The sequence below is a fragment of the Nocardia sp. NPDC057353 genome (genome assembly GCF_042667085.1).
GTDB lineage: Bacteria > Actinomycetota > Actinomycetes > Mycobacteriales > Mycobacteriaceae > Nocardia.
On the sequence record NZ_JBHVAK010000007.1, the window covers coordinates 103948 to 127601 of the forward strand.

General features: G+C 73.6%; 21 protein-coding genes. 13 read left to right on the forward strand and 8 right to left on the reverse strand.

Translation table 11 applies throughout. The annotated features are described in order from the left end of the window. The first annotated feature begins 153 nt into the window (after window positions 1–153). From ACFUUZ_RS05500 to ACFUUZ_RS05535, 8 genes are all read left to right on the forward strand, one after another. A complete protein-coding gene (locus tag ACFUUZ_RS05500) occupies window positions 154–1548 on the forward strand; it encodes a sensor histidine kinase (RefSeq protein WP_378692815.1) in 1395 nt (464 codons plus the stop codon). Then, window positions 1545–1961, forward strand: coding sequence for a roadblock/LC7 domain-containing protein (locus ACFUUZ_RS05505; RefSeq protein ID WP_233018191.1), 417 nt, complete (start codon window positions 1545–1547; stop codon window positions 1959–1961). The genes ACFUUZ_RS05500 and ACFUUZ_RS05505 overlap by 4 nt, the downstream gene beginning before the upstream one ends. Further along, entirely contained in the window at window positions 1958–2320 is a 363-nt protein-coding gene (locus ACFUUZ_RS05510) for a DUF742 domain-containing protein (RefSeq protein WP_378692817.1), read from the forward strand. Before ACFUUZ_RS05505 ends, ACFUUZ_RS05510 begins: the two co-directional genes overlap by 4 nt. Continuing rightward, a complete protein-coding gene (locus ACFUUZ_RS05515) occupies window positions 2301–2945 on the forward strand; it encodes an ATP/GTP-binding protein (RefSeq protein WP_378692819.1) in 645 nt (214 codons plus the stop codon). The genes ACFUUZ_RS05510 and ACFUUZ_RS05515 overlap by 20 nt, the downstream gene beginning before the upstream one ends. Next, window positions 2942–4189 carry a cytochrome P450 gene (locus tag ACFUUZ_RS05520; RefSeq protein ID WP_378692821.1) on the forward strand — a complete coding sequence of 416 codons (1248 nt, stop codon included), beginning with the start codon at window positions 2942–2944 and terminating at the stop codon, window positions 4187–4189. Before ACFUUZ_RS05515 ends, ACFUUZ_RS05520 begins: the two co-directional genes overlap by 4 nt. Window positions 4190–4295: 106 nt before the next feature. Further along, entirely contained in the window at window positions 4296–5567 is a 1272-nt protein-coding gene (locus tag ACFUUZ_RS05525; RefSeq protein WP_378692823.1) for a cytochrome P450, read from the forward strand. A gap of 20 nt (window positions 5568–5587) precedes the next feature. Continuing rightward, window positions 5588–6793 carry a cytochrome P450 gene (locus ACFUUZ_RS05530; RefSeq protein ID WP_378692825.1) on the forward strand — a complete coding sequence of 402 codons (1206 nt, stop codon included), beginning with the start codon at window positions 5588–5590 and terminating at the stop codon, window positions 6791–6793. A 109-nt stretch (window positions 6794–6902) separates the two neighbouring features. Then, window positions 6903–8531: a RecQ family ATP-dependent DNA helicase gene (locus ACFUUZ_RS05535; RefSeq protein ID WP_378692827.1), complete on the forward strand. Its 1629-nt coding sequence runs from the start codon at window positions 6903–6905 to the stop codon at window positions 8529–8531. A gap of 1 nt (window position 8532) precedes the next feature. Here ACFUUZ_RS05535 and ACFUUZ_RS05540 read toward each other — a convergent pair whose 3' ends face one another. Continuing rightward, window positions 8533–9417: a helix-turn-helix domain-containing protein gene (locus ACFUUZ_RS05540; protein WP_378692828.1), complete on the reverse strand. Its 885-nt coding sequence runs from the start codon at window positions 9415–9417 to the stop codon at window positions 8533–8535. A 361-nt stretch (window positions 9418–9778) separates the two neighbouring features. Here ACFUUZ_RS05540 and ACFUUZ_RS05545 point away from each other — a divergent pair, with 361 nt between their 5' ends. The 3 genes from ACFUUZ_RS05545 (at window position 9779) to ACFUUZ_RS05555 (ending at window position 11939) form a co-directional block, all read left to right on the forward strand. Next, entirely contained in the window at window positions 9779–10243 is a 465-nt protein-coding gene (locus ACFUUZ_RS05545) for a hypothetical protein (RefSeq protein ID WP_378692830.1), read from the forward strand. A gap of 134 nt (window positions 10244–10377) precedes the next feature. Then, the gene (locus ACFUUZ_RS05550; protein WP_378692832.1) at window positions 10378–11235 is read left to right on the forward strand and encodes an SAM-dependent methyltransferase; all 858 of its coding nucleotides are present in this window, start codon (window positions 10378–10380) and stop codon (window positions 11233–11235) included. Then, window positions 11232–11939, forward strand: a complete 708-nt coding sequence (locus tag ACFUUZ_RS05555) for a DUF6081 family protein (protein WP_378692834.1) — start codon at window positions 11232–11234, stop codon at window positions 11937–11939. Before ACFUUZ_RS05550 ends, ACFUUZ_RS05555 begins: the two co-directional genes overlap by 4 nt. A gap of 33 nt (window positions 11940–11972) precedes the next feature. On the opposite strand, the gene ACFUUZ_RS05560 is transcribed toward ACFUUZ_RS05555, so the two are convergent. The 3 genes from ACFUUZ_RS05560 to ACFUUZ_RS05570 form a co-directional block, all read right to left on the reverse strand. Next, entirely contained in the window at window positions 11973–12293 is a 321-nt protein-coding gene (locus ACFUUZ_RS05560; RefSeq protein WP_378692836.1) for a hypothetical protein, read from the reverse strand. 18 nt (window positions 12294–12311) lie between these two features. After that, entirely contained in the window at window positions 12312–13115 is an 804-nt protein-coding gene (locus tag ACFUUZ_RS05565) for a toll/interleukin-1 receptor domain-containing protein (protein WP_378692838.1), read from the reverse strand. Window positions 13116–13177: 62 nt separating this feature from the next. Further along, window positions 13178–14050 (reverse strand): cyclopropane mycolic acid synthase family methyltransferase, encoded by an 873-nt coding sequence (locus ACFUUZ_RS05570; protein ID WP_378692840.1) that lies wholly within the window; start codon window positions 14048–14050, stop codon window positions 13178–13180. A gap of 156 nt (window positions 14051–14206) precedes the next feature. Here ACFUUZ_RS05570 and ACFUUZ_RS05575 point away from each other — a divergent pair, with 156 nt between their 5' ends. Further along, the gene (locus ACFUUZ_RS05575) at window positions 14207–14641 is read left to right on the forward strand and encodes a VOC family protein (protein WP_378692841.1); all 435 of its coding nucleotides are present in this window, start codon (window positions 14207–14209) and stop codon (window positions 14639–14641) included. 7 nt (window positions 14642–14648) lie between these two features. Here ACFUUZ_RS05575 and helR read toward each other — a convergent pair whose 3' ends face one another. Further along, window positions 14649–16826: an RNA polymerase recycling motor ATPase HelR gene (helR, locus tag ACFUUZ_RS05580; protein ID WP_378692843.1), complete on the reverse strand. Its 2178-nt coding sequence runs from the start codon at window positions 16824–16826 to the stop codon at window positions 14649–14651. A gap of 116 nt (window positions 16827–16942) precedes the next feature. Between helR and ACFUUZ_RS05585 the strand changes: the two genes are divergently transcribed. Beyond that, complete coding sequence (locus tag ACFUUZ_RS05585) at window positions 16943–18046, forward strand: alanine racemase (RefSeq protein WP_378692845.1); 1104 nt, start codon at window positions 16943–16945, stop codon at window positions 18044–18046. A 1-nt stretch (window position 18047) separates the two neighbouring features. On the opposite strand, the gene ACFUUZ_RS05590 is transcribed toward ACFUUZ_RS05585, so the two are convergent. The 3 genes from ACFUUZ_RS05590 to ACFUUZ_RS05600 form a co-directional block, all read right to left on the reverse strand. Next, window positions 18048–19742 carry an alpha/beta hydrolase gene (locus ACFUUZ_RS05590; RefSeq protein WP_378692847.1) on the reverse strand — a complete coding sequence of 565 codons (1695 nt, stop codon included), beginning with the start codon at window positions 19740–19742 and terminating at the stop codon, window positions 18048–18050. A gap of 161 nt (window positions 19743–19903) precedes the next feature. Further along, on the reverse strand, window positions 19904–20701 hold the full coding sequence (locus ACFUUZ_RS05595; protein WP_378692849.1) for an SDR family NAD(P)-dependent oxidoreductase: 798 nt from the start codon (window positions 20699–20701) through the stop codon (window positions 19904–19906). A gap of 10 nt (window positions 20702–20711) precedes the next feature. Further along, window positions 20712–23597: a BTAD domain-containing putative transcriptional regulator gene (locus tag ACFUUZ_RS05600; RefSeq protein ID WP_378692851.1), complete on the reverse strand. Its 2886-nt coding sequence runs from the start codon at window positions 23595–23597 to the stop codon at window positions 20712–20714. Window positions 23598–23654: the final 57 nt, after the last annotated feature.

Consider the following 23654-nt stretch of genomic DNA (forward strand, 5'->3'; position numbering starts at 1 on the left):
AACAGGAGTGGCGCCTTCACCCCGTGGCCGCTATTCTCAACCGCGAAATTTTCGGATCTGCTTGCCGGGCTGCGACTTCGGTTATCCAGATCGCCGCAGCAAGGGTCGGAGGCGCCGACACGACGCCCTCCGGCGAGCGCGAAAGTGCAGGACGTGTCGGATTCTTCCAAGCCGCGGGCGAGCGAGCCCGCGAGCCCAGGGTCGCGCCCCCTCGTGGTGGCGCTGCTGTCGATCGTGGTGGTCATCGTCGGGCTGGTGGTGCCGCCGGGCGTGCTGACCTCCGGTGACACCAGGGTCATCCTCTCCGTGGTCGGCGCGGCGGGCGGGCTGCTGTTCACCGTCGCGGTGCTCATCGGGCTGCGCTTCCACCGCAAGGCCGCCGACGCCGCGGCCGCGGTCGCCGCCGCAGAGGCCAGGGTGCTGGCCGCGCAGGAGCGGATCGCCGAGGCCGAGCACCGGGCGGCGGGCGCCGAGGCCGAGCGCGCCCAGGACGGCGCCACCACCGACGACGCGGTCGGCCGCGCCAGGGCGAGCGAGCACCGGAGGGCCGCCGCCATGGCCGCCTTCGCGGGCGCCGCCGGGCGGATGCAGGCCATGACCACGAGCATGCTGGCCGAGCTGCGCGAGATGGAGCACCGGCACGCCGACCCCAAGGTCCTGGCCGACCTGCTGCACCTCGACCACCGCACCGCCCAGGCCGGGCGGCTCGCCGACAGCATCGCGGTGCTCTCCGGCGCCCGCTCCGGGCGGCGCTGGGCCAAGCCGATCGCGATGGAATCCATCCTGCGCGGCGCGATGGGCCGGGTCGCCGGGTACCAGCGGGTCCGGCTGCGCGCGGTCGCCGACGTCGGGATCGCCGGGCACGCCGCCGAGGGCGTCATGCACGCGCTCGCCGAGCTGCTCGACAACGCCTGCAACTTCTCCCCGCCCACCACCGAGGTGCACGTCTACGCCGCCGAGGTGCCCGCGGGCGTGGTCGTCACCGTCGAGGACAGCGGCCTGGTGATGAGCGAGTCCGCGCTGCGCCGCGCCGAGTTCGCGGTCTCCGGCGCCGGCGCCGACGGCCGCGGCATCTCCTCGGGCGACCTCGCCTCGCTCACCGGCACCAGGCTCGGTCTCGCCGTCGTCGGGCACCTGGCCCGCAAGCACGGCCTCACCGTCTCCTACCGGCCTTCGGCCATCGGCGGCACCGCCGTGGTGATCGTGGTGCCGCGTGACCTCACCGCGCGGGTGGATCGCACCCGCCGCCCCCAGCTCGCCCCCGCCGGACCGGCGGAGGCAGCACTGGCCGTCGAGCGCGCCGAGGCCGAACCGGCCGCGCTGCCCGACGGCGACGCACCGCTGCCCAAGCGCCGCCGCGGCAGCACGCTCGCGGCCGTGCACCCCGCCGGGCTCGGCGCCGATGCCGCCCCGGCCGCGGCCGCCGGTACCGCGCACACGGTCGAGCCCTCCGCGCTCGGCGCCTTCCAGCGTGCGGTCACCGGCCGCGACGACGTCGTCGCGCCGCCGCACTCCCCCTCCTCCCCCGCCCTGGAGAACGATCGATGACTACCTCCACTCCCGCGCAGCTGGGCTGGCTGCTGGAACAGCTGCTCGCCCGCACGCCGCACGCCAGGCACGCGCTGCTGCTCTCCGGTGACGGGCTCAAGATCTGCCACACCCCCGAACTCTCGGTCGACAAGGCCGACCAGCTCGCCGCCATCGCGGCGGGGATCCAGAGCCTCTCGCACGGCGCCTCCGCCGAGTTCGGTGACGGCCGCAGCGGGGTCAGGCAGTCGATGACCGAGTTCTACGGCGGCATCCTCTTCATCGTCGAGGCCGGGCGCGGCTCGCACATCGCGGTGCTCGCCGCCGAGGAGGCCGACGCGGGCCTGGTCGGCCACAACATGCGCGAGATCGTCGAGCAACTGGGCGAGCACCTGGCGATGGCGCCGCGGGTCGCGGGAGCGAGCCTGTCGTGACCAGGCCAGGTCGCGACGACGACCCCGATCGGCTCTATACGCTGACCGGCGGCCGCACCCGCCCGGACTCCGACGCGTTCGACCTGGTGACGCTGGTGGTCGGCGAGTGCGAACCGGCGCCGGGGATGCAGTCCGAGCACATCGCGATCCTGGAGCTGTGCCGGGCGCCGATCGCGGTCGTCGAGATCGCGGCCGAACTGCGGCTCCCGGTCGGCATCACCACCATTCTGCTGTCGGATCTGCTGCACGCCGGGAAGATCACGGTGCGCCATCCGCACGGAGCGGACGGCGCCTACCGGCAGCCACCCGCAGACTCGACCACTCTGGAGAAGGTGCTCGTTGGACTCCGCAATCTCTGACCATCGGCCCAGCCGTGCCGATGCCCCGCTGCTGGCCAGCACCAACCGCGGGCTCAAGATCGTGGTGGTCGGCGGCTTCGGCGTCGGCAAGACGACGCTGGTGCGCGCGGTCAGCGAGATCCGCCCGCTGGACACCGAGGCGACCATGACCGACGCCGGGGTCGGCATCGACGACACCACCGGCGCGCCCGGCAAGACCACCACCACCGTCGCCTTCGACTTCGGCCGCATCACCATCGACGCCGAGCACGTGCTCTACCTGTTCGGCGCGCCCGGCCAGGAGCGGTTCTGGTTCCTCTGGGACCGGCTCTTCGCGGGCGCGCTCGGCGCCATCGTGCTGGTCGACCGGCGCCGGATCGCCGACTCCTGGTACGCCATCGACCGGCTGGAGGCGCAGCGCACCCGATTCGTGGTGGCCTGCAACAACTTCGGTGGCGCCGCCCGGCTCGAGGAGGTGCGCGACGCGCTCGACCTCGACCCGCACGTCCCGCTGCTCGACTGCGACGCCCGCTCCCGCGAATCGGTCAAGCAGGTGCTCATCGCCCTGGTCGAGCACCTGCACACCACGGCGACCGGCGCCGCCCCGCCCGGGCGCGGCATCGTCGTCCCGGGGGCGCGGTTTTGACCCACTCCGGACACCGGGCGCGCGCGGGCGCGGTGCCGCTCGTCGGGCCGCGCTTCCACACCGACCCGCAGCGGCACTACGCCGAGCTGCGGGCCGAGCACGGCCCGGTGGTCCCGGTGGAGCTACCCGGCGGCATCCCGGCCTGGCTGGTGATCGGGTACCGCGAACTGCACCAGGTGATCACCGACACCGCCATGTTCCCGCGCGACGTCTCGCTGTGGAACCAGTGGCCGAACATCCCCGACGACTGGCCGCTGCTGCCCATGGTCGGCAGGCACTTCACCTCACCCGAGCAGGCCCGCAGGCACAGCACCGTGGTGGAGACCGCGCTGGAGTCGGTGGACGCCTTCGCGCTGCGCAACTCCACCGAGACGCTGGCCGACCGGCTGATCGACGGCTTCTGCGGCCGCGGCCGCGCCGACCTGGTCGCCGACTTCGCCGAGCCGATCCCGGCGCTCGCGCTGGCCTGGATGCTCGGCTTCCCGCCGGACTCCGGCGACAAGCTGGCCAGGATCATGAAGGCCATGGCCGACGGCGGCGCCGACGCGCAGTCCGCGCACGTCGGCTTCGCCGAGCAGATCGGCGCGCTGCTCGCCAGGGCCCGCGCGCATCCAGGCACCGACATCGCCTCGGTGTTCCTGCGCAATCCGGGCGCCTTCACCGACGACGAGGAGTACGTCCTCGTCCTCATGGCCATCATGCTCGCCGGGCACCTGACCACCGCGGACTGGCTGAGCAACACCGTGCGGCTGATGCTCACCGAGGACCGCTTCGCCGCCGCGCTCGGCGCGGGCAGGCACAGCGTCGGGCAGGCCATGAACGAGGTGCTCTGGGAGGACACCCCGAGCCAGATCCTGTGCGGGCGCTGGGCCGTCCGCGACACCAGGCTCGCCGACCGCGTGATCCGCGCCGGTGACATGCTCATGCTCGGGCTCGCGGCCGCCAACGCCGACCCGCACGTGCGCCAGCACCTCGACGGCACCGTCGGCGAGGACCCGGTGTACTCCGGCAACCAGGCGCACTTCTCCTTCGGCCACGGCGTGCACCGCTGCCCGTACCCGGCCCAGCAGATCGCGGAGGTCATCGCGCGCACCGCGATCGAGGTGCTGCTGGACCGGCTGCCCGACCTCGACCTCGCGGTGCCCGCCGCCGAGCTGACCCGGCGGCCGTCCCCGTTCCTGCGCGGCACCACCGCGCTCCCCGTCCGCTTCACTCCGGTGCCCGCGCTCGGCGGCGCCCGGTGAGCGACAGCCCGACCCCACCCCGCCAGCTGCGGCCGCCCGGCCGCCGGACCCGCCGGAGAACCATGGTGCCCGACCTCGTCCCCGCCCCGGCCGCAGCGGTGCGCCCGTGACGCGCCCCGGCAACGCGGCACGCGCCGCAGGCTGCCCGGTGCAGCCGCAGGCCGCCGTCCCGCTCAGCGGCCCGCGCTTCCACACCGACCCGCACCGGCTCTACGCCGAGATGCGCCGCGACAACGGCCCGGTGGTCGCGGTCGAGCTGCCCGGCGGGGTCCCCGCCTGGCTGGTCATCGGCTACCGCGAGCTGCACCAGGTGACCAGCGACCCCGACCTGTTCCCGCGCGACGTCGGGCTGTGGAACCAGTGGCCGAACATCCCGGAGGACTGGCCGCTGCTGCCCATGGTCGGCAGGCCGATGCCGTCGATCTACTTCAGCGCGGGCGCCGAGCACCGCAGGCACCTGGCCATGGTGGAGCCCGCCCTGGAGGCGGTCGACCCGTTCGCGCTGCGCCGCACCTGCGAGCTGCTCGCCGACCGGCTGATCGACGGCTTCTGCGGCCGCGGCGAGGCCGACCTGGTCGCCGAGTACGCCGAGCCGCTGCCGGTGCTCGCGCTGGCCTGGATGCTCGGCTTCCCGGACGAGGACGGCGGCAGGCTGGCCTGGACCATGAAGACCCTCGCCGACGGCGGCGCCGACGCGCAGGCCGCGTACCTGGCCTTCGGCGAGCAGATGCAGAACCTGCTGGCGCTGGCCAAGTCCCGGCGCGGCGACGACCTCGTCGCCCGGCTGCTCACGCACCACGAGCGTTTCTCCGACGAGGAGTACGTGCTCGACCTGATGGCGATCACCGCGGCCGGGCACCTGCCCACCGCGGACTGGATCGGCAACTCGGTGCGGCTCATGCTCACCGAGGACCGCTTCGCCGCCGCGCTGGGCGCCGGGCGGCACAGCATCGGCCAGGCCATGAACGAGGTGCTCTGGGAGGACACCCCCACCCAGATCCTGGCCGGGCGCTGGGCGGCCCGCGACACCAGGCTCGGCGACGAGACCATCAGGGCCGGGGACATGCTGCTGCTCGGGCTGGCCGCCGCCAATGCCGACCCGCACGTGCGCCAGCACGCCGACGGCGACCCGACCCACGCAGGCAACAACGCGCACTTCGCGTTCAGCCACGGCGAGTACCGCTGCCCCTACCCGGCGCAGCAGATCGCCGAGATCATCGCCAGGACCGGTCTCGAGGTGCTGCTGGACCGGCTCCCCGACCTCGACCTCGCCGTCCCCGCGGGCAGCCTGGTCCGCCGACAGTCGGCCTTTCTGCGCGGAATGACCGCTCTCCCGGTACATTTCACGCCAGTCCCTGCTGTCGGAGGTATTCTGTGACTTCATCGTGCCCGCATGCCATGCCCATCGATCCGATGGTCGGCGATCTCGCGGGAGAGACCGATCGGCTGCGCGCGGCGGGCGCGCTCACCCGCATCGAACTGCTCGGCGTCCCGGCCTGGACCGTCACCGGGCACAACCTCGCCAGGCAGCTGCTCACCGACCCCAGGCTGGTCAAGGACATCGGCGCCTGGAAGCTCTGGACCGACGGCGTGGTCACCCGCGAGTGGCCGCTGATCGGCATGATCGACGTCAAGCGCTCCATGTTCACCGTGGACGGCGCCGCGCACCGCCGGCTCCGGATCAAGACCACCCAGGCGCTCTCCCGGCGCAGGCTGGATGCGCTGCGCCCGCTGGTCGAGCGCTACGTCGCCGAGCTCCTCGACGACCTCGAGGCGGCGGGCGCCGCGGGCGAGCCGGTCGACCTCAAGCAGGTCTTCGCCTACCCGCTGCCCATGCGCGTGGTCAGCGAGCTCATGGGCGTGCCGCACGAGGACCAGGAGCAGCTGCTCACCTGGTACAAGGCGTTCTTCTCGCTGCTCACCCCGCAGGACGAGCGGCTGGCCACCATCGACCAGCTCACCGCCTACTACACCGCGCTGGTCCGCAAGAAGACCGCGACCCCCGCCGACGACCTCACCTCCGCGCTGATCCACGAGAACGGCGACGGCGAGGAGCCGCTCACCGAGGAGGAGGTGATCGGCAACCTGGAGGCGCTGGTCGCCGCGGGCCACGAGACCACCGTCAACCTGATCCTGGCCACCGTGCGGGCGCTGCTCGCCAACCCCGAGCAGCTGGCGCGGATCCGCGCCGACGAGGTGTCGTGGGCCGACGCCGTCGAGGAGACGCTGCGCTGGGACGGGCCGGTGATCCACCTGCTCATGCGCTTCGCCACCGAGGACATCGTGCTCGACGAGGGCGTCATCCCCGCCGGGGACGGCGTGGTCATCTCCTACCGGGCGATCGGCAGGGACACCGACGTGCACGGCGAGGACGCGCACGTCTACGACAGCGGCCGCGCCACCGCGCACCGCAACATCTCCTTCGGCTTCGGCCCGCACATCTGCCCCGGCGCCACGCTGGCCCGGCTGGAGGCGGCGGTCGCGCTGCCCGCGCTCTTCGCCCGCTTCCCGAACCTGCGCGCCGCGGGCGACCTCGCGGCGCTGCCGAACATGCCGGTGCTCACCCAGAACGACCTCTCCGCGCTGCCGGTTCTGCTCACCTGAGTTTCATTGCCGCGCAGGCGGGAACTGCCCGGCGGTGCCCCGTAGAGACACCGCCGCGCAGCGGCGTGACAGAGGCGTCGCCGCACTGTGGCGCGCGGGAAAGGCCGCCGTGCGGCGCGGCAAGACCGGTCCGGCGGCGCGGCGGCGCGAACTCCGCCGGGTCGCGGAGCGGACCTTCGGCTGGTCGGAGCTGCGGCCCGCCCAGCTCGACGCCATGCTCCCGCTCACCGCGGGCCGCGACGTGCTCGCGGTGATGCCGACCGGTGCCGGGAAGTCCGCGATCTACCAGGTGCCGTCGCTGCTGCTGGACGGCCCGACGCTGATCGTCTCCCCGCTCACCGCGCTGCACCGCGACCAGGTCCAGCAGCTGGCGGGGACCGACGCGCCGCCCGCCGTCGCGATCAATGCCGCGCAGTCGGCCACAGCGACCGAGCAGGCGTGGGCCGCGCTCGCCGACGGCACCGCGAAGTACCTCTTCCTCGCCCCGGAGCAACTCGCCAAGGCCGAGGTGCTCGACCGGGTGGCGGCGCTGCGCCCCGGGCTCTTCGTGGTGGACGAGGCGCACTGCGTCTCCGCGTGGGGCCACGACTTCCGCCCGGACTACCTGCGGCTCGCGCACGCCGCCGAGCGGGTCGGCAGGCCGCCGGTGCTCGCGCTCACCGCCACCGCCAACGGCCCGGTCCGCGAGGACATCGCCCGCGTGCTCGACCTGCGCGACCCGGCCACGATCGTCGCCGGATTCGACCGGCCCAACCTCGCGCTCACCGTGCGCGCCACCCGCACCGCGGCGGACCGCGACGCCGCCGTGCTCGACCTCGTCACCACCGGCCCGGCCCTGGTCTACACCGCCACCCGGCGCGAGACCGAGCGGCTCGCCGCCGCCTTCCGCGAGCGCGGCGTGGACGCCGCCGCCTACCACGCGGGCATGAAGGCCGCCGAGCGCAACGCGGTGCACGAGCGCTTCCGCGCCGACGAGGTCGCGGTGGTCGTCGCGACCTCCGCCTTCGGCATGGGCATCGACAAGCCCGGCGTCCGCGCCGTGGTGCACGCCGCCGTCCCGGACTCGCTCGACTCCTACTACCAGCAGATCGGGCGCGCGGGCCGGGACGGCGAACCGGCCGAGGCGATCCTCTGCTTCCGCCCCGAGGACCTCGGGCTGCAGCGCTTCCTCACCGGCCGCCGGGTGGACGACGACGGGCTGCGCGCGCTCGCCCGCGCCCTCGGCGACCGGCCGCTGACCCTCGCCGAGCTCACCGCGGCGACCGAGCGCTCGCGCAGGCGCACGCTGAACAACCTGAACCTGCTGGAGGCCGCGGGCCAGGTCGAGAGCCTCCCCGACGGCCGCTTCCGCGGCACCGGCGCCGACCCGGAGACGGCGCCCGAGCGCGCCGCCGAGATCGCCGAACGCCGCGCACAGCTCGACCGCTCCCGGCTGGAGACCATGCGCGCCTACGCCGAGACCCCGCTCTGCCGCAGGCAGTTCCTGCTCGGCTACTTCGGCGAGGTGCGCGAGGAGCACTGCGGCAACTGCGATACCTGCGCGGCGGGCACCGCGCGCCCGATCGAACGGGTGGACGGCCCGTTCCCGCCGGGCGCGGCGGTGCGGCACCCGGAGTTCGGCGACGGCGAGGTGGTGCGGCGCGAAGCGGAGACGGTCACGGTGCTCTTCACCGAGGCGGGCTACCGCAGCCTGTCGCTGCCCGCCATCGAGGAGGGCGACCTGCTGCGCGAGCGCTGACTCAGCGCATGTCGCTCAGCAGGTCCTCCAGGAAGCCGGTGCTCTCCGCGGGCGAGAGCGCCTGCACCGCGAGCCGGTTCATGACCGCCAGGTACAGCTCGACGTCGCGCTGCTTGTCCAGGTAGATCGAGCTGGTCAGCTGCTCGGTGTAGACGATGTCGGGCAGCTCCGGCTCCGGGAAGCGCAGGATGCTGAACGGGCCGCCCGCCGCCGAGTGCCCGCCCGCGGCGTAGGGCAGCACCTGGATACGCACGTGCGGGTGCTCGGCCATCGCCGCCAGGTGCGCCACCTGGTCGCGCAGCACGGCGGCGCCGCCGACCGGGCGGCGCAGCGCGTTCTCGTCCAGCACCGACCAGAGCGTCGGCGGGGCGGGCCTGGACAGGATGCGCTGCCTGCGCATCCGCATGGCGACCCTGCGGTCGGTCTCGTCGGAGTTGCCCAGCTCGATCACCGCGCGGGCGTAGTCCGGGGTCTGCAGCAGCCCCGGGATGAACTGCGCCTCGTAGGTGCGGATCGTGGTCGCCGCCTGCTCCAGCCCGATGTAGGTCTCGAACCAGCTGGGCAGCAGGTCGCTGTAGCTCTGCCACCAGCCCGGGTCGTTCGCGCGCTTCGCCATCTCCAGGTACGGCTCGCGCGCCGCGTCGTCCTCGACCCCGTAGAGGGTGAGCAGATCCCGCAGATCGCGCTCCTTGAACCCGGTGCGCCCCAGCTCCAGCCTGCTGATCTTGGCGTGCGAGCCGCGGATCGCGTACCCCGCCGCCTCCCGGCTGATCTCGCGCTCCTGCCGCAGCTGGCGCAGCCTGCTCCCCAGCGCGACGCGCAGCACCGTCGGCCCCCGCTCGGCGGCGAGGAACTCCGCGAAGCCGCCGTTGTCGTCGTTGGTCATGGACCGCCTCCGGCCGGTGAACGAATACCCCTGCACGCGAAAGTCGCTCCCGGCACCCGCCATCCCCCGCGTCGCCGGCCGATACTACCGCCTCCCGACACCCGGGCAACACCGGGCGAATCCCCCGTTTTCCATTGGCATTACTGTGAATTCGCGTATCAGGCTCTGTGTTGCCGCCGTTCCGTACCGACCGCCCCGATTGTCCGCTATCCCGAAACCTGCTCTCCGGCAGCATGATCGGTTCCCCGGTTATCGAGCGGATTGCCGGACGGGTGCGTAGAGTGCCCGGCAAGCGGTGCCGGGGCGGGGTACTCCGGCGACTCCACCGCCGCATTCCGGATCCGTTCCCAGGGGGCCGACCATGACGTCGAACGAACTCCAGCTCACCGACGGCGAGGTGGCCGACCGGCTGTCCGCCATCCTGACCTGCACCAGCATCGATCTCGCCACCTCCAAGGCGGGCGCCAACTGGTGCTCCAACGCCTTCTTCGCCGAACGCGCGGGCGACCCGTTCCGCATCCTCGTCGTGCTGGAGTCGAGCGGCCGCACCCTCGATTCGCTGCGCGCCAACCCGCAGGTCGGGGTGAAGGTCGTGCCCACCGGATTCCTGGAGCCCTTCGCCCAGGGCGTCGGCACCGCGACGGTGCACACCGAACCGGAGGCGCGCGAGGAGATATTCCGCACAGTGGTGGCCAAGGAGCCCGCGCTGCAGCCGTTCCTCGCCGCCCCGGTCGAGGCGGTGGAGATCACCGTCGACTGGTGGCGGGTCACCCACGTCGGCGCCGGGCTACTGCCCGGTCGGGTGCTCGCGCGCGGGGCGCACTGATGTCGAACCCGAATCGACAAGTGGCCCAGTACATTTCGCTATTGTCGCCGAGCCATCGGCGCTTCTAGGCTTGACCCGCCGCGGACGATCGGCCGCCGATCCCGCGGCCTCGCAGCACGCACAGAGAGGTACCCATGTCCGAAGCCACTCCGCAGACCGGAGTCCGCGCCCCGGTCGGCGTCGACACCACCAGGGCCAGCATCGCCCGCGTCTACGACGCCACCCTAGGCGGCAAGGACAACTATCCGATCGACCGCGAGGTCCGCGACCGGGTGGCCGAGGTCGCGCCCAGGCAGAGCGACGTGGCCAGGATGAACCGGCGCTGGCTGCACCGGGTGGTGCGCTACCTGGCCGGCACCGCGGGCATCGACCAGTTCCTCGACATCGGCGCCGGGCTGCCCACCGTCGGCAACACGCACGAGATCGCCCAGCAGCAGAACCCCGAGGCCACCGTGGTCTACGTGGACAACGACCCGGTGTGCAACGCGCACGGCCGGGTCCTGCTCGAGCAGAACGAGTTCACCCACTTCGTCCCGGCCGACCTGACCGAGCCGGACACCCTGCTCCGGCACCCCGAGATCACCGCGCACCTCGACCTCGAGCGCCCGCTCGCGCTGATCCTCTGCGGCATCCTGCACCACGTCGACGACGCGCTCGACCCGGCGGGCATCATGCGCCGCTACATCGAAGCGCTGCCCCCCGGCTCCTACGTCGGCATCACGCACTTCTACGACCCCGCCGACGGCGGCCCCGCGCACGACATGGCGATCGAGCTGCAGCGCCGCTTCACCGAGATGGGGCTCGGCTCCGGCTGGTACCGCACCGCCGAGCAGATCGCCACCTACTTCGGCGACCTGGAGATCGTCGAGCCCGGGCTGGTCGAGCTGGACGACTGGTGGCCCGCGGGCCCCGCGCTGCGCCCCCGGCTCACCGAGGAGCGGCTGCTGCTCGGCGGCCTCGGCTTCAAACCCGCCGCGGAGCGTGCGCTGTGACCACCTACGACGACTTCGCGGGCGGTGCCGTCGACCCCGCCCGCTGGCAGTTCCTCGAGGTGCCGCTCGGGCCCGGCGAGACCTGGCGCTACGCCGACCCGGCCGCCGCGGTCACCGTCGCCGACGGCGCCGTCACGGTGCGCATCCCGGAGTTCACGCTGGCCAACCCCGCGGTGCAGATCCTGGACAACCCCAAGTACCTCATGGTCTCCACCGAGGAGTTCGACCTCACCGCGGGCCCGCGCACCTTCGGCGTCCGGATGGCCGCCACCACGCTCGGCGCCGACGGCAGCGACTACCGCGACGGCTTCGCCGCCTTCAACGTCCTCGACATGGCGACCGCGCAGGTCTTCGACGCCATCGCCACCGGGCGGCACGCCTACGCCATCCACGAGCGGCTCCTCGTCCCCGGCGTGGTCGACCCCGCCGACGCCTTCACCCACGTGGTGCACGCGCCGCTGGCGGGCGACGCGGTGAAGGCAGGCGAGTTCCAGCACTACGCGGTCACCATCGATCGCGCGGCCGAGCGGGTGGAGTGGCGGGCGGGCGGCGCGCTCGTCTACACCGTGCGCGCCGCCGCGCTGCCGGAGCGGGTGCGGATCGGATTCGGCATCATCACCCTGCACCCGCTCGCCGACGGGCGCAGCACCTCGCTGCGCGGCCAGGGGCTCGCCGCCGCCTGGCGCGACTTCACCGTCGACTGACTTGTTGCCATGTCTCGGTGCCGAGGCCCCTGGTCAGCGCCGGGACGAGGGCAGCTCGAGCGCCAGGCGCGCGGTCAGTTCCTCCGCGACTTCGGCGACGGCCGTCTTCAGCTCCTGCGCCGACACGGAATCGGTCGGCTCAATCAGCACCGAGCTTCGGCTCGTCATCGTCAAGCTGGCCGAAGACCGCCTCTCCATCCCGCTCACCTGTCCGATCGTCAGCATGGAGAGCGGGCCGAGGCGCATCGCGAAAGACACCCGTCCGGCATCGATGAGCGCGGTCTGCTGGTGGGCCCGCAGCAGACCGGCGATGCGGTTTCGCACGTCTTCCTCGTCGAAGACCGAGCCGAGCATGTCGTGCGGAAGCGGTGTCTAGGTCACGATTTCGCGATCGCGGTAGACGAGGATTCCGCGTTCACCCACTCCGCGCATACCGGGAGACGTCGTCGCCAGGCCGTGATCCGGCTTCGAGTCGGTGTGGAGCTGCTCGTTCTGTTCGAACAGGCCGGTGCTCCTGCCGAGCGCGGCCAACTCGCCCGGAAGATCGCGCAGTGTCCGAGCCTCCAGCGGCTCGGGATCCGTGAGCAGTGTGTGCAGTTCGAGCGTGGCATTGGCGTAGCGGCTCTCGCTCGCGCCACCCAGCCATCGGGCGGTGGCGGGCCGCTCGACCGTGCGCCATCGCACGGGTGCCGGAGAATCGGCCACACCACCGCGGGAACCTGCGGGAGCGCCGAACCCCGGAAAGCGGGGAGTCATCGCGGGCTTGGTTCGGCCCGGTTGCAGCTCGGCGAGCAGACGTTGGCGGGCCTGCTGCTCATCGAGGTCGACCAGGTCGATGTAGATGATCTGCTTCAACAGCCCCTTGATCTCGCACGGTTCGATCCGCACCGGAACCAGGAGCCGCTCGAAGCCCTGCGGATCGGCGGCGAACTTCTCGGCCCACTCGGGCGAGGTGAAACTCGCTTCGAGGTAGTTCTGCGAGACGACAGCGATCGTCCGCCGGCTGTGGCGCGCGGCCATGTCCATCTCGAGTGCGAAATTCCCGCCCGCCTTGAAGTCCCACTCCTGGATATGGGTCGTGAATCCCTCCTCCTCGAGCACCCACGCTATCCATACGGCAGCCTGCTTGTCGGCAGAGTTGTAGCTGATGAAGAAGTCGCGCGCCTCCCCTGTCATGTCGGCCATCGTATCGGCACCGTCGACAGGGAAGACTCGCGCGATTCCTACCGGATTGCGGGTCAGGCTGCGCCGGGCTTGGCCAGGCTGAACTGCATGATGTCGATGTAGCCGTCGCGGAAGAACTCCGCGCAGCCGGTCAGGTACTTGATGTAGGTGTCGTAGGTCTGGACCGAGGTGAGCGCGATGGCCTCGTCGCGGTGCGCGCGCAGCGCCTCGGCCCAGTGATCGAGGGTGATGGCGTAGTTCGGGCCCAGCGGGTGCACCCGGGTCACCTCGAACCCGGCGCGCTGCGCGCCGTCGATGACCCACTCCGGCTGCGGCAGCTCCCCGCCCGGGAAGATCTCGCGGGCGATGAAGCGGGCGAACTCGAGCACCTCCCGGTCGATCGGCAGCCCCTTGGCCCGGATCTCGTGCCGGTCGAACTGCACGATCGTGTGCAGCAGCATCTTGCCGTCCGACGGCAGGATGGCGTGGCAGCGCTCGAAGAAGGCGTCGTAGCGCTCGCGGCGGAAGTGCTCGAAGGCGCCGATGCTGACGATCCGGTCGACCGGGCGGTCGAACTCCTCCCAGCCCTGCAGCAACACCTCGGCACTGCGGTGCCCGCGGTTCGCCTCGAGCAGGTCGGCGACGTGCTCGTGTTGGTTCTTGCTCAGCGTCAGCCCGATGACGTTGGCGTCGTAGCGCTCCATCGCGCGCAGCATGACCGAGCCCCAGCCGCAGCCCACATCGAGCAGCGTCATCCCCGGCTCGATCTCACACTTGCCGAGCGCCAGGTCGACCTTGGCGCGTTGTGCCTGCTCCAGGGTCATGTCCGGGCGTTCGAAGTAGGCGCAGCTGTAGGTCCGGGTGGGGTCGAGGAAGAGGGCGAAGAAGTCGTCGGACAGGTCGTAGTGCGACTGGACATCGGAGTAGAACGGGGCCAAACCGGACACAACGCGCTCCTTGGTCGTCAGTGGTCGTCGAGCACAGCGATCGATCGGTAGGTGGCCGTGCTCTACCACCGCCATCAACCGGCAAACAGCCGGTTTCCGCCCCCGGTGTCCGATCCGTACAAGACCGCGACGGCCCCGAGGGGTTCACTGGGCGTCATGACGATCAGCGCGATCACCCTCGGGGTGCGAGACCTGGAACGCTCGCTGCGGTTCTACCGGGACGGCCTCGGGCTGGCCTTCCCCGGCATCATCGGCACCGAGTTCGTCGCCGACGCCGAGCACCCCGGCGGCGCGACCGCCATGCTCTCGCTCGGCAACGGCCTGATCCTGTCGCTCTACGGCCGCGATGACCTGGCCAGGGACGCCGGGCTCACCCCGGACCGGGTCTCGGGGTCGGGGGTGAGCCTCGGCTGGTTCGTCGATGCGCGCGACACCGTCGACGAGCTGCTGGAGCGGGCCGCCGCGGCGGGCGGCAGCGTGGTGCGGGCGCCGCTGGAACGTCCGTGGGGCATCTACGCCGGCTACTTCGCCGACCCCGACGGGCACCTGTGGGAGGTCGTGTACTTCCTGCCCGGCAGCGCACCGGGGTGAACCGGAGTCAGCGGTGGTGCACCAGCGGTTCCAGCCCGCGCAGCGCGGGTGGGAGCGGGCCGGTGTGCAGCACGCCGAGCCGCTGGGTGGCGCGGGTGAGCGCGACGTAGAGCTCGGCGGCGCCGCGGGGGCCGTCGGCGAGGATCGCCGCAGGCTCCACCACCAGGACCGCGTCGTACTCCAGCCCCTTGGTCGCCGCCGCGGGAACCGCGCCCGGCACCCACGGCGGCCCGATCACCACCGCCGTGCCCGGCTGCTCGGCCTCCGCGCGCACGAACTCCTGCACGGCGTCGGCGATCTCCGCCGCTGCCAACTGCCGCGACCAGGGCCGGATTCCCGCGGCCCGCACCGACTCGGGCGGGCGCACCGCGGGTGCGAAGTCGGCGAGCACCGCCGCGGCGACGCCCATGATCTCCGCCGGGGTCCGGTAGTTCACGGTCAACGACCGGTACAGCCAGCGGCCGGGCACGTACCGGTCCAGAGCGGCACCCCAGCTGCGGACACCGGCCGGGGATCGGCGCTGCGCCAGGTCGCCGACGATGGTGAAGGAGTGACTGGGGCAGCGGCGCATGAGGACCCGCCAGTCCAGGTCGGAGAGTTCCTGCGCCTCGTCCACCACCACGTGCCGGTAGGTCCAGTCCCGGTCGGCGGCGGCGCGCTCGGCCAGGTCGCGGGTGTCGCGCTCGACGAAGCGCTCGGCCAGGTCGGCGCCGTAGAGCAGGTCCGAGGCGAAGAGGTGGTCCTCGTCGTCCATGGAGTCCTCCCGGCTCACCAGGATGTCGAGCACGCCCGCGGCGTAGGCGGTTCCGGCCCGCTCCGCGCGCTCGGCCGCGCCGTCGTCGGGGTGGGTCGGGCCGAGCAGGTCGGTCAGCTCGTCCAGCAGCGGCACGTCGGAGACGGTCCACGCGGCGCCCTCGGCGCGCAGCAGCGCGGGGTCGGCGCCCGCCGCGGCCAGCCGCTCGGGTGATTCGTAGAGCGCGGCGAGCAACTCTCCCGGGGTGAGGAGCGGCCAGAGCTCGTCGACGGCGGCGGTGAAGGCGTCGAGTTCGGCGAGCTCGGCGGTGAGGTCCGCGCGCAGGTTCGCCCAGGCCTCGCGGTCGTCGCGGGTGAGCCAGCCGCGGCCGACCCGCGCCGCGGCCCGCTCGGTGAGCACGTAGCTCACGATCTCGACGAAGACGGCGCGGGCCTCGTTGTGCGGCCGCTCGCTCGCGCGCGCCTCCTGCCTGGCCCACTCGGCGGTCTCCGCGTCGAGCCGGACCGTGACATCGCTCAGCTCCAGGTCGATCGGGTGCTCCGGCAGCCGCTGGCGGTCGGCGACCGCGGCGGCCAGCACCGCGAGGATGTCGAGCGAGCCCTTGATCCGGGCCGCCGCCGGGGTGTCCTCGGCGGTCACGCGCAGCCCGGGCACCAGCTCGCCGGTGGTCGTGAAGACCACGTCGGTCTCGCCGAGCGAGGGCAGCACCCGGCCGATGTGCCGCAGGAAGGCCGGGTTCGGGCCGACCACGAGCACGCCGTTGCGCGCCATCTGCTCGCGCTGGGTGTACAGCAGGTAGGCGACCCGGTGCAGCGCGACCACGGTCTTGCCGGTGCCAGGACCGCCCTCGATCACCAGCACGCCGGAGTGGTCGAGGCGGATGATCTCGTCCTGCTCGGCCTGGATGGTCGCGACGATGTCGCGCATGCCCTCCCCGCGCGGCGCGTTCACCGCCGCCAGCAGCGCCGCGTCCCCGCGCTCCCCGCCGCCGGGGCGGCCGAGCACCTCGTCGGTGAAGGCGGTGACGTCGCGGCCGCGGGTGTGGAACTGCCGCCTGCGGCGCATGTTCTCCGGGTGCGCGGCGGTGGCGACGTAGAACGGTCGCGCCGCGGGCGCCCGCCAGTCCAGCAGCAGCGGCTCGAACTCCCGCGCCGCGTCGAACAGCCCGATGCGGCCGATGTAGGACCGCTCGCCGGTCACGGTGTCGAGCCTGCCGAAGCAGAGCCCGTTGTCCGCCACGTCGAGCCGCTCGACCGTGCGGGCCAGCGCGCGCACCTCGGCATCGCGCTCCACCGCCGAATTGCCCGGCGACCGCAGCGCCACGGCGTGGCGTTCGCGGGCGGCGGCGCGCTCGCTGTCCAGCCGGGCGTAGAGCCCCGCCACATAGGTGCGCTCGTCCCGCAGTTCCGCGTCGTACCCCTCGGCAGTCATGCCCCTCACTTCCCACGTTTCCGCAGCTTCCGGCTCCGGCGGGCTATTGTGCGGGAAGACCGGGGCCTTGCCGCAAGCCCGGGGGCCCGCGATAAAATGAGGACGGGAACGAGGACGTGCACACGACCGCAGAGCTTCCCGACACCCCCTTCGCCCTGGTCGACCTGGACCGCGTCGACCGCAATGCCGCCCGCCTGCGGGACCGCCTCGACGGGCTCGGAGTCCCGCTGCGGCTGCACGTGAAGACGGTCAAGTCCGCGGAGCTGGTCCGGCGGGTGCACGGGTGCGCGCCGATCACCGTCTCCACGCTCGCCGAGGCGGAGTACTTCGCCGACGCCGGGTACGAGGACATCGTCTACGCGGTCGGCATCGACCCGCACAAGCTGGCCAGGGTGGCCGCGCTGCGGGCGCGCGGGGTCGCGCTCACCGTGCTGCTCGACAGCCGCGCCCAGGCCGAAGCCGTTGCGGCGGCGGATATCCCGGCGCTCATCGAGATCGACGCGGACGGCAGCCGCGCCGGACTCCGCCCCGACGACCCGCTGCTGCCCGAGGTCGGTGCGGTGCTCGGCGACCGGCTGGCCGGGGTGCTCACCCACGCGGGCGGCTCCTACCACGCCTTCACCCCCGAGGCGCAGGCCGCGGCCGCGCGGGGTGAGCGGGACGCGGTGGTCGGCGCCGCGGCGGTGCTGCGGGCGGCCGGGCTGCCGTGCCTGGTGGTCAGCCTCGGCTCGACGCCGACCGCGCACACCGTGCGCGACCTCACCGGCGTCACCGAGGTCAGGGCCGGTGTGTACCTCTTCTTCGACCTGGTGATGGCCGGGCTCGGCATCTGCACCCTCGACGACCTCGCGCTCTCGGTGGTCGTGACGGTGATCGGGCACCGGCCGGACCGGGGGTGGATTCTCACCGACGGCGGCTGGATGGCGCTCTCCCGGGATCGCGGCACCGCCGAGCAGCCGGTGGACCAGGGGTACGGCCTGGTCACCGACCTCGCCGGCGCCCCGATCCCGGACCTGTTGGTGACCGGCGCCAGCCAGGAGCACGGCGTGCTCACGCTGCGCCCCGGCAGCGGCCGCCCGCTACCCGAGCTGCCGGTCGGCACCCGGCTGCGGGTGCTGCCCAACCACGCCTGCGCCACCGCCGCCCAGTACGCGCGCTACCACGTGACCGGCGCAGGCACTGAAGGGCTCGCGGTGTGCGAGCGGCTCGGCGGCTGGTGAATCACACGCCGCGCAGGGCGTTCTCGACCCGCTGGGTCGCGGCGTCGTCCCAGCCGGGCGGGGCCAGGATGTCGGCCCAGAGCTGGGCGGCCTCGGGGCCGTAGCTGTGGCCGAAACCGGCGGGGACCTCGGCGGAGAAGACCATGTCCAGGGTGACCTGCCAGAAGGTGACGATCGGGATCCAGCGCATGCCGGGGTCGACGTCGGGGCCGAGCGGCTCGCGCAGCCAGTCCGGGCGGTGCAGCGCCAGGTCGAATGACCACCAGGTGATCGGGTCGCTGGCGTGCTGCCAGTAGACCACGCGCGGGAACTCCCACGGCGCGGGGAGTTCGGCGTCCTCCGGGCGGGAGGCGAAGCGGATGTTCGCGCCGCCGTCGACCACCGGCAGCCGCTCCAGCGAGCCGGGGTCGCGGCCCTCGGTGATCCGGCCCCACGGCTCGGCGAAGTTCGGCGTGCCGACCAGCAGCGCGCCGTCGGTGCGGGCGACCAGGTCCGGGCCGGAGGCGAAGGCGGCCTGCCCGCCGTAGGAGCCGAGGCTCTCGCCGAAGACCACGAGCTTCGGGCGGCGGTCCTCGGGCCGCTCGGCCCACGCCTTGTACACCGCCTCGAACAGCGCCCGCCCGGCCAGCTGCGGGGTCTCCCGGTCGGCGATGAAGGAGAGCGGGCTGGGTAGGTACGAGTACTGCATGGCGGCGATGGCGGTGTCGCCGCCTGCGACGTACTCGAAGCTCGACGCCACATTTGCGTTCACCCAGCCGCGCCCGGTGGTGGTGACCACCGCCAGCACGCCGCGGTCGAAGCCGCCGGTGCGCTCCAGCTCGGCGACGACGCGGTCGGCGATGCCGTCGATGCTGTCGGCGGATTCGCGGTCGGCGATGCCGTCGATGCTGTCGGCGGATTCGCGGCCCGCGTACACCCGGATCGGGGTGCGGGCGGGCGCGCCGGTGACCGCGGTGATCTGCTCGGCGGTCGGGCCGCCCGCGACGAAGGTCCTGCCCTCGGCGCCCAGCGTCTCCCAGGCCTCGGCCGAGGCGGGCGACCCGGAGCGCTCCGGCAGCTGCGGCTGCACGACGCCCTCCGCGGTGCCCTGGTCCGCGAGCTTCGCCGACTCCTCGGCCGCCCCGAGCAGCCCCCGGTACAGCGCGCCGTTGAGCAGCACCACCACGACCACCAGCACCAGTGCCACCGCGCCGAGCCGGGCCACCGGTGCGGGCAGCCAGCGGCCGCCGAACCGGGTCAGCTTGACCGTGGCGGCGCGCAGCCCGCGCCCAACGGCGAGCAGCAGCAGCGCGACGACCACCGCGATCAGCAGCACCAGCAGGTAGTACGAGCGCTCCACCCGCGGCACTCCAACCAGGTCGCGGATGATCTGCTGCCACCACGAGCCCAGGATCAGGAACAGCGGCACCAGGATCGCCGACGCGGCGGCCAGCACCCACCAGCCGATCCGCCTGGCGCGCGCCGACCACTCCGGCTCGACGCCGCAGCGCCGGACCACCCACGCGACCAGCACCCCGATCCCGTACCCGGTGATCATCGACAACCCCGTCGCCACGCCCTGCAGGTACCAGACCCGGGGCAGCAGCGACGGCGTCATGGACCAGACGAAGAACAGCAGCGCCCAGGCCAGCCCGACCGGGTGCGGGGGGCGTAGGAACCCGTGCCTGGACGTTTCCACTTCGGGTGAATCGAGCACGGTCGGGCTCCTTCCGGGGCGCGACCGGCGGGGTCCTGGCACGATCGCGTGTGAGCAGGGTACCTACCGCGGAGCCGTTCGCAGGTCGTTCACTTCGGGTGATGTCGTCGGCGAGCCGGGCCGCGGTCCTGCCGCCCGGTTCGCCCGGCCGGGCGATGGATTCAGTAGTAGACCGGGCCGGGGACGCCGCCGCCCGCGGCGATGGCGTCGCCGGTGAGGGCGATGCTGCGCGGCGAGGCGAGGAAGGTGACGACGTCGGCGACCTCGCTCGCGTCGACGATCCGGCGGATCGAGTTCTGTGCCAGCTCGGCCTCGAGTTCGGCGACGCCGGTGCCGGTCTTGGCGGCTTTCGCGGTGAGCCCGTCCGTGAGGCGTTCGGTGCGGGTGCGGCCGGGGTGCACGACGGTGACGTTGACCCCGTGCGGGCCGAGCTCGTCGGCGAGGTTCTTGGTGAGGGCGGAGACGCCGACATTGCGGATGGTCTGGGCGATCGAGTTCGCCTGCCTGGCACCGAGGCCGCTGATGTTGATGATCCGGCCCCAGCCCTGGGCCACCAGGTGCGGGGCGACGGCGCGGGCGGTGCGCAGGTAGCCGAGCACCTTGATCTCGACCTCGCGTCGGACCAGCTCGTCGGAGGTGGCGGCGAGGTCGGCGGGGGCGCCCGCGCTCCACGGGGTGGCGGCGGAGTTCACCAGGATGTCGATGCCGCCGAGTTCGGCAACGGCCCGCTCGACCAGGGCACGCACCTGGTCGTCGGCGCCGGTGTCGGTGGGCACCGCGAGGACCCGGCGCCCGGTCTCGGCGGCGATCGCGCGCGCGGCGGCGGCCAGCGGCTCGGCGGTGCGGGCGGCGAGCACAATGTCGACGCCCTCGGCCGCGAGCCCGCGGGCCACGGCCAGCCCGATGCCCTTGCTGCCACCGGTGACGATGGCGCGCCTACCCTCCAGATGCAGATCCATCCTGATCACGCTAGCCAGTGCGCGCGGGCGGGTCCGCCGTCCCGCTCGAGCCGATCCGAATCGCCGCCGCGGTGAGCGCGGCGAGCGCGGTGTCGGCCACGGCCTCCCGGCTCAGCACCGACCCTGCCGCGTGCGCCTGCGCGAAGGCGATGTCACCGAGCGCCGTACGCAGCGCGGCGGCCACCGGCGCCACCGCGTCGGCGTCCGCGCCGAAGCCGGGGTCGCCGCGCTCCAGCGCGCCGAGCAGCACGGCGGCGTCGGTCTCGGCGACGCGGGCCAGCAGCGGGAGCAGGGCGCGCAGCGTGGTGCGCTGGTGGTGCCAGACCTGCATGGCCCGCCATCCGCGCACGGCGGCGGCGAAGGATTCCAGCGCCGCCGGGACCCGGTTCGCGCGCAGGTGCAGCGTGGCCAGCCCGACGTGCGCGACATTGGCGGCGAACACGCTGTATACGGTGGCGGCCAGCGCCGCCACCTCGCTGTAGCCGAGCAGCGCCGCGTCGGGGTCGAGCACGGCCAGCGCCTCGGCCCGGTTGTAGAGCGCCCAGGCGCGCAGGCTCGGGTTGCCCGCGGCCGCGGCGGCGGCGAGGTTCCGCTCGGCCAGGGCGAGCCCGGCGGCCGGGGCGCCCGCGTAGGTGCGCGCGAGCCCGGCGAAGAGCAGCGCCTCGGCCGCGTACCAGTGGTTGCCCGCGGTCTCGGCCAGGGCGAGCAGCTCGGCGGTGGCGGCGCCGCACTCGGCCAGCCTGCCCTGGTAGAGCGCGACGGCGGCGCGGATCTTGAGCAGCGGCATGCGCTCCGGTGCGGGCGCGGGCAGCGGGGCGAGCGCGGCCTCGGCGACGGCGAGCGCGCGGTCGTGCTCCCCGCCGAAGGTCAGCGCCTCGCCGACCGCGGCGCAGACCGCCGGGTAGCGCGGGTGCGCGGGCGCGCCGGGGAGGGTGAGCGCGGTCTCGCCCCAGGCGACCACCTCGTCCGGGAAGCGGTAGAGCACCGCGAGCGCGAGCCCGGCGCTGAGCCGGAGCGCGCGGTCGGTGTCGCCCGCGGCGACGGTGTGCCGGTGCGCGGCGCGCAGGTTGTCCAGGTCGGCGGTGACGACGGCGTACCAGTGCGCCTCGTCGGGGCCGCGCAGCCCGGCGTCGGCGCGCTCGGCGAGTTCGGTGAACCAGCCCGCGTGCAGGTCGAGGACGGCGGCCGCCTCGCCGCGGCGGCGCAGCAGGTCGGCACCGTACTCGCGGACCGTCTCCAGCATCGAGAAGCGGACCGCCCCGGCCGATTCCGCCACGGTGACCAGCGAGTTGTCGACCAGGGCGGTGAGCGGGGCCAGCGCGGGGCCGCCGTCCACGGTCTCCGCCGCGTCCGCGCCGAACTCGCCGTGGAAGACCGAGAGCCGGGCGAAGAGCCGCTGCTCGGCCGGGCCGAGCAGCGCGTAGGACCAGTCGAGCACCGCCCGCAGGCTGCGGGCCCCGGCGGCGCCGAGCGGGTCGGTGCGCGCGGCGAGCCGGGCCGCGAGGTCGGCGGGGTTCAGCACCCGGACCCGCGCCGCCGCGAGCTCGAGGGCCAGCGGCAGCCCGTCCAACCGGCGGCACACCTCGGCGATGTGGCGCAGGTTCGCCCGGTCCAGCTCCAGCCCCGGCCGCACCGCGCGGGCGCGCTCGGCGAACAGCCGGACCGCGGGGGCGGTGTCGTCCTCCGGCGAATCCGGCAGGGCCAGCGGCGGAATGGGGTGTAGCCACTCCCCCGGCACACCGAGCGCGGCCCTGCTGGTGGCGAGCACGGTGACCTGCGGGCAGCTGCGCAGGATCGCGGTGACCAGCCGCGCGGCCTCGTCGAGGACGTGTTCACAGTTGTCGAGCACGAGCAGCAGTTCACGCTCGGCCAGGAGCGCGAGCAGCGACGCGGTGAGGCTCGCGCCCGGCTGGCGGCGCGCCCCGACCGCGGTGGCCACCGCCTGCACCACGGCGGCGCCGGTGAGCGGGGCGAATTCGCACCAGGCCGCGGGTGCCCCGGCCCCGTGCGCGGCGTGCAGGGCGAGCGTGGTCTTGCCGACCCCGCCCGGCCCGGTGAGGGTCAGCAGGCGGTGCGCCCGCAACCCGGCCGCGACCGCGGCGAGCTCGGCCTCTCGGCCGATCAGCGCGGTATCGGGCAGCGGCAGCCCGCACACCGGCGCCGCCGCCGTCAGGGCCGGGTCCTGGCGCAGCACGGCGGTTTCCAGTGCGCGCAGCGGCGCCGACGGCTCGACGCCGAGCTCGGTGTCGAGCCGGGTCCGCAGCGCGCGCAGCGCGGCCAGCGCCTCGGCCTGGCGCCCGTCCCGGTACAGCGCCCGCGCCAGCTGCCCGACCGGACGTTCCCGCACCGGATGCTCGGCCACGTGCGCCTGCAGCGCGGCCACCAGCCCGTCCCGCCGGTCGGCCGCCAGCGCCGCCTCGAACCGCTCCTCCACCGCGTCCAGCCGCAGCGCGGCGAGCCGGTCGGCCTCGGGGCGCACGGCGTCCAGTTCGGCGAACTCCGCGTACGCGGGCCCGCGCCAGAGCGCGAGCGCCGCGTCGAGCAGGTGCCGCGCGCGCTCCGGGTCGGCGTCGCGGGCCGCGCCGAGCAGCCGCGCGAACTCGGCGGCGTCGAGCGTCTCGGCGCACAGCAGGTAGCCGGGCGGGCGGGTGTGCAGACGCTGCACGCCGTCGGCGTGCAGCGCGCCGCGCAGCCTGGCGATGTGGCTGTGCAGGGTGCGCAGCGCGGTCGGCGGCGGCTGCTCGCCCCAGAGCGCCTGGATCAGCCGGTCGGTGGAGACCACGGTGTCCGCGTGCACCAGCAGCACGGCGAGCAGCAGCCGTTGCGCGCGGCTGCCGAGCGCGACCGCGCCGCCCGCGTGCCGCACCCGCAGCGCGCCGAGTACCTCGAACTCCATCCGGCCCCGATTCCGTGCCCGCAACCGCGCCACAACCGAGCGGCAACAGCGTCGCCC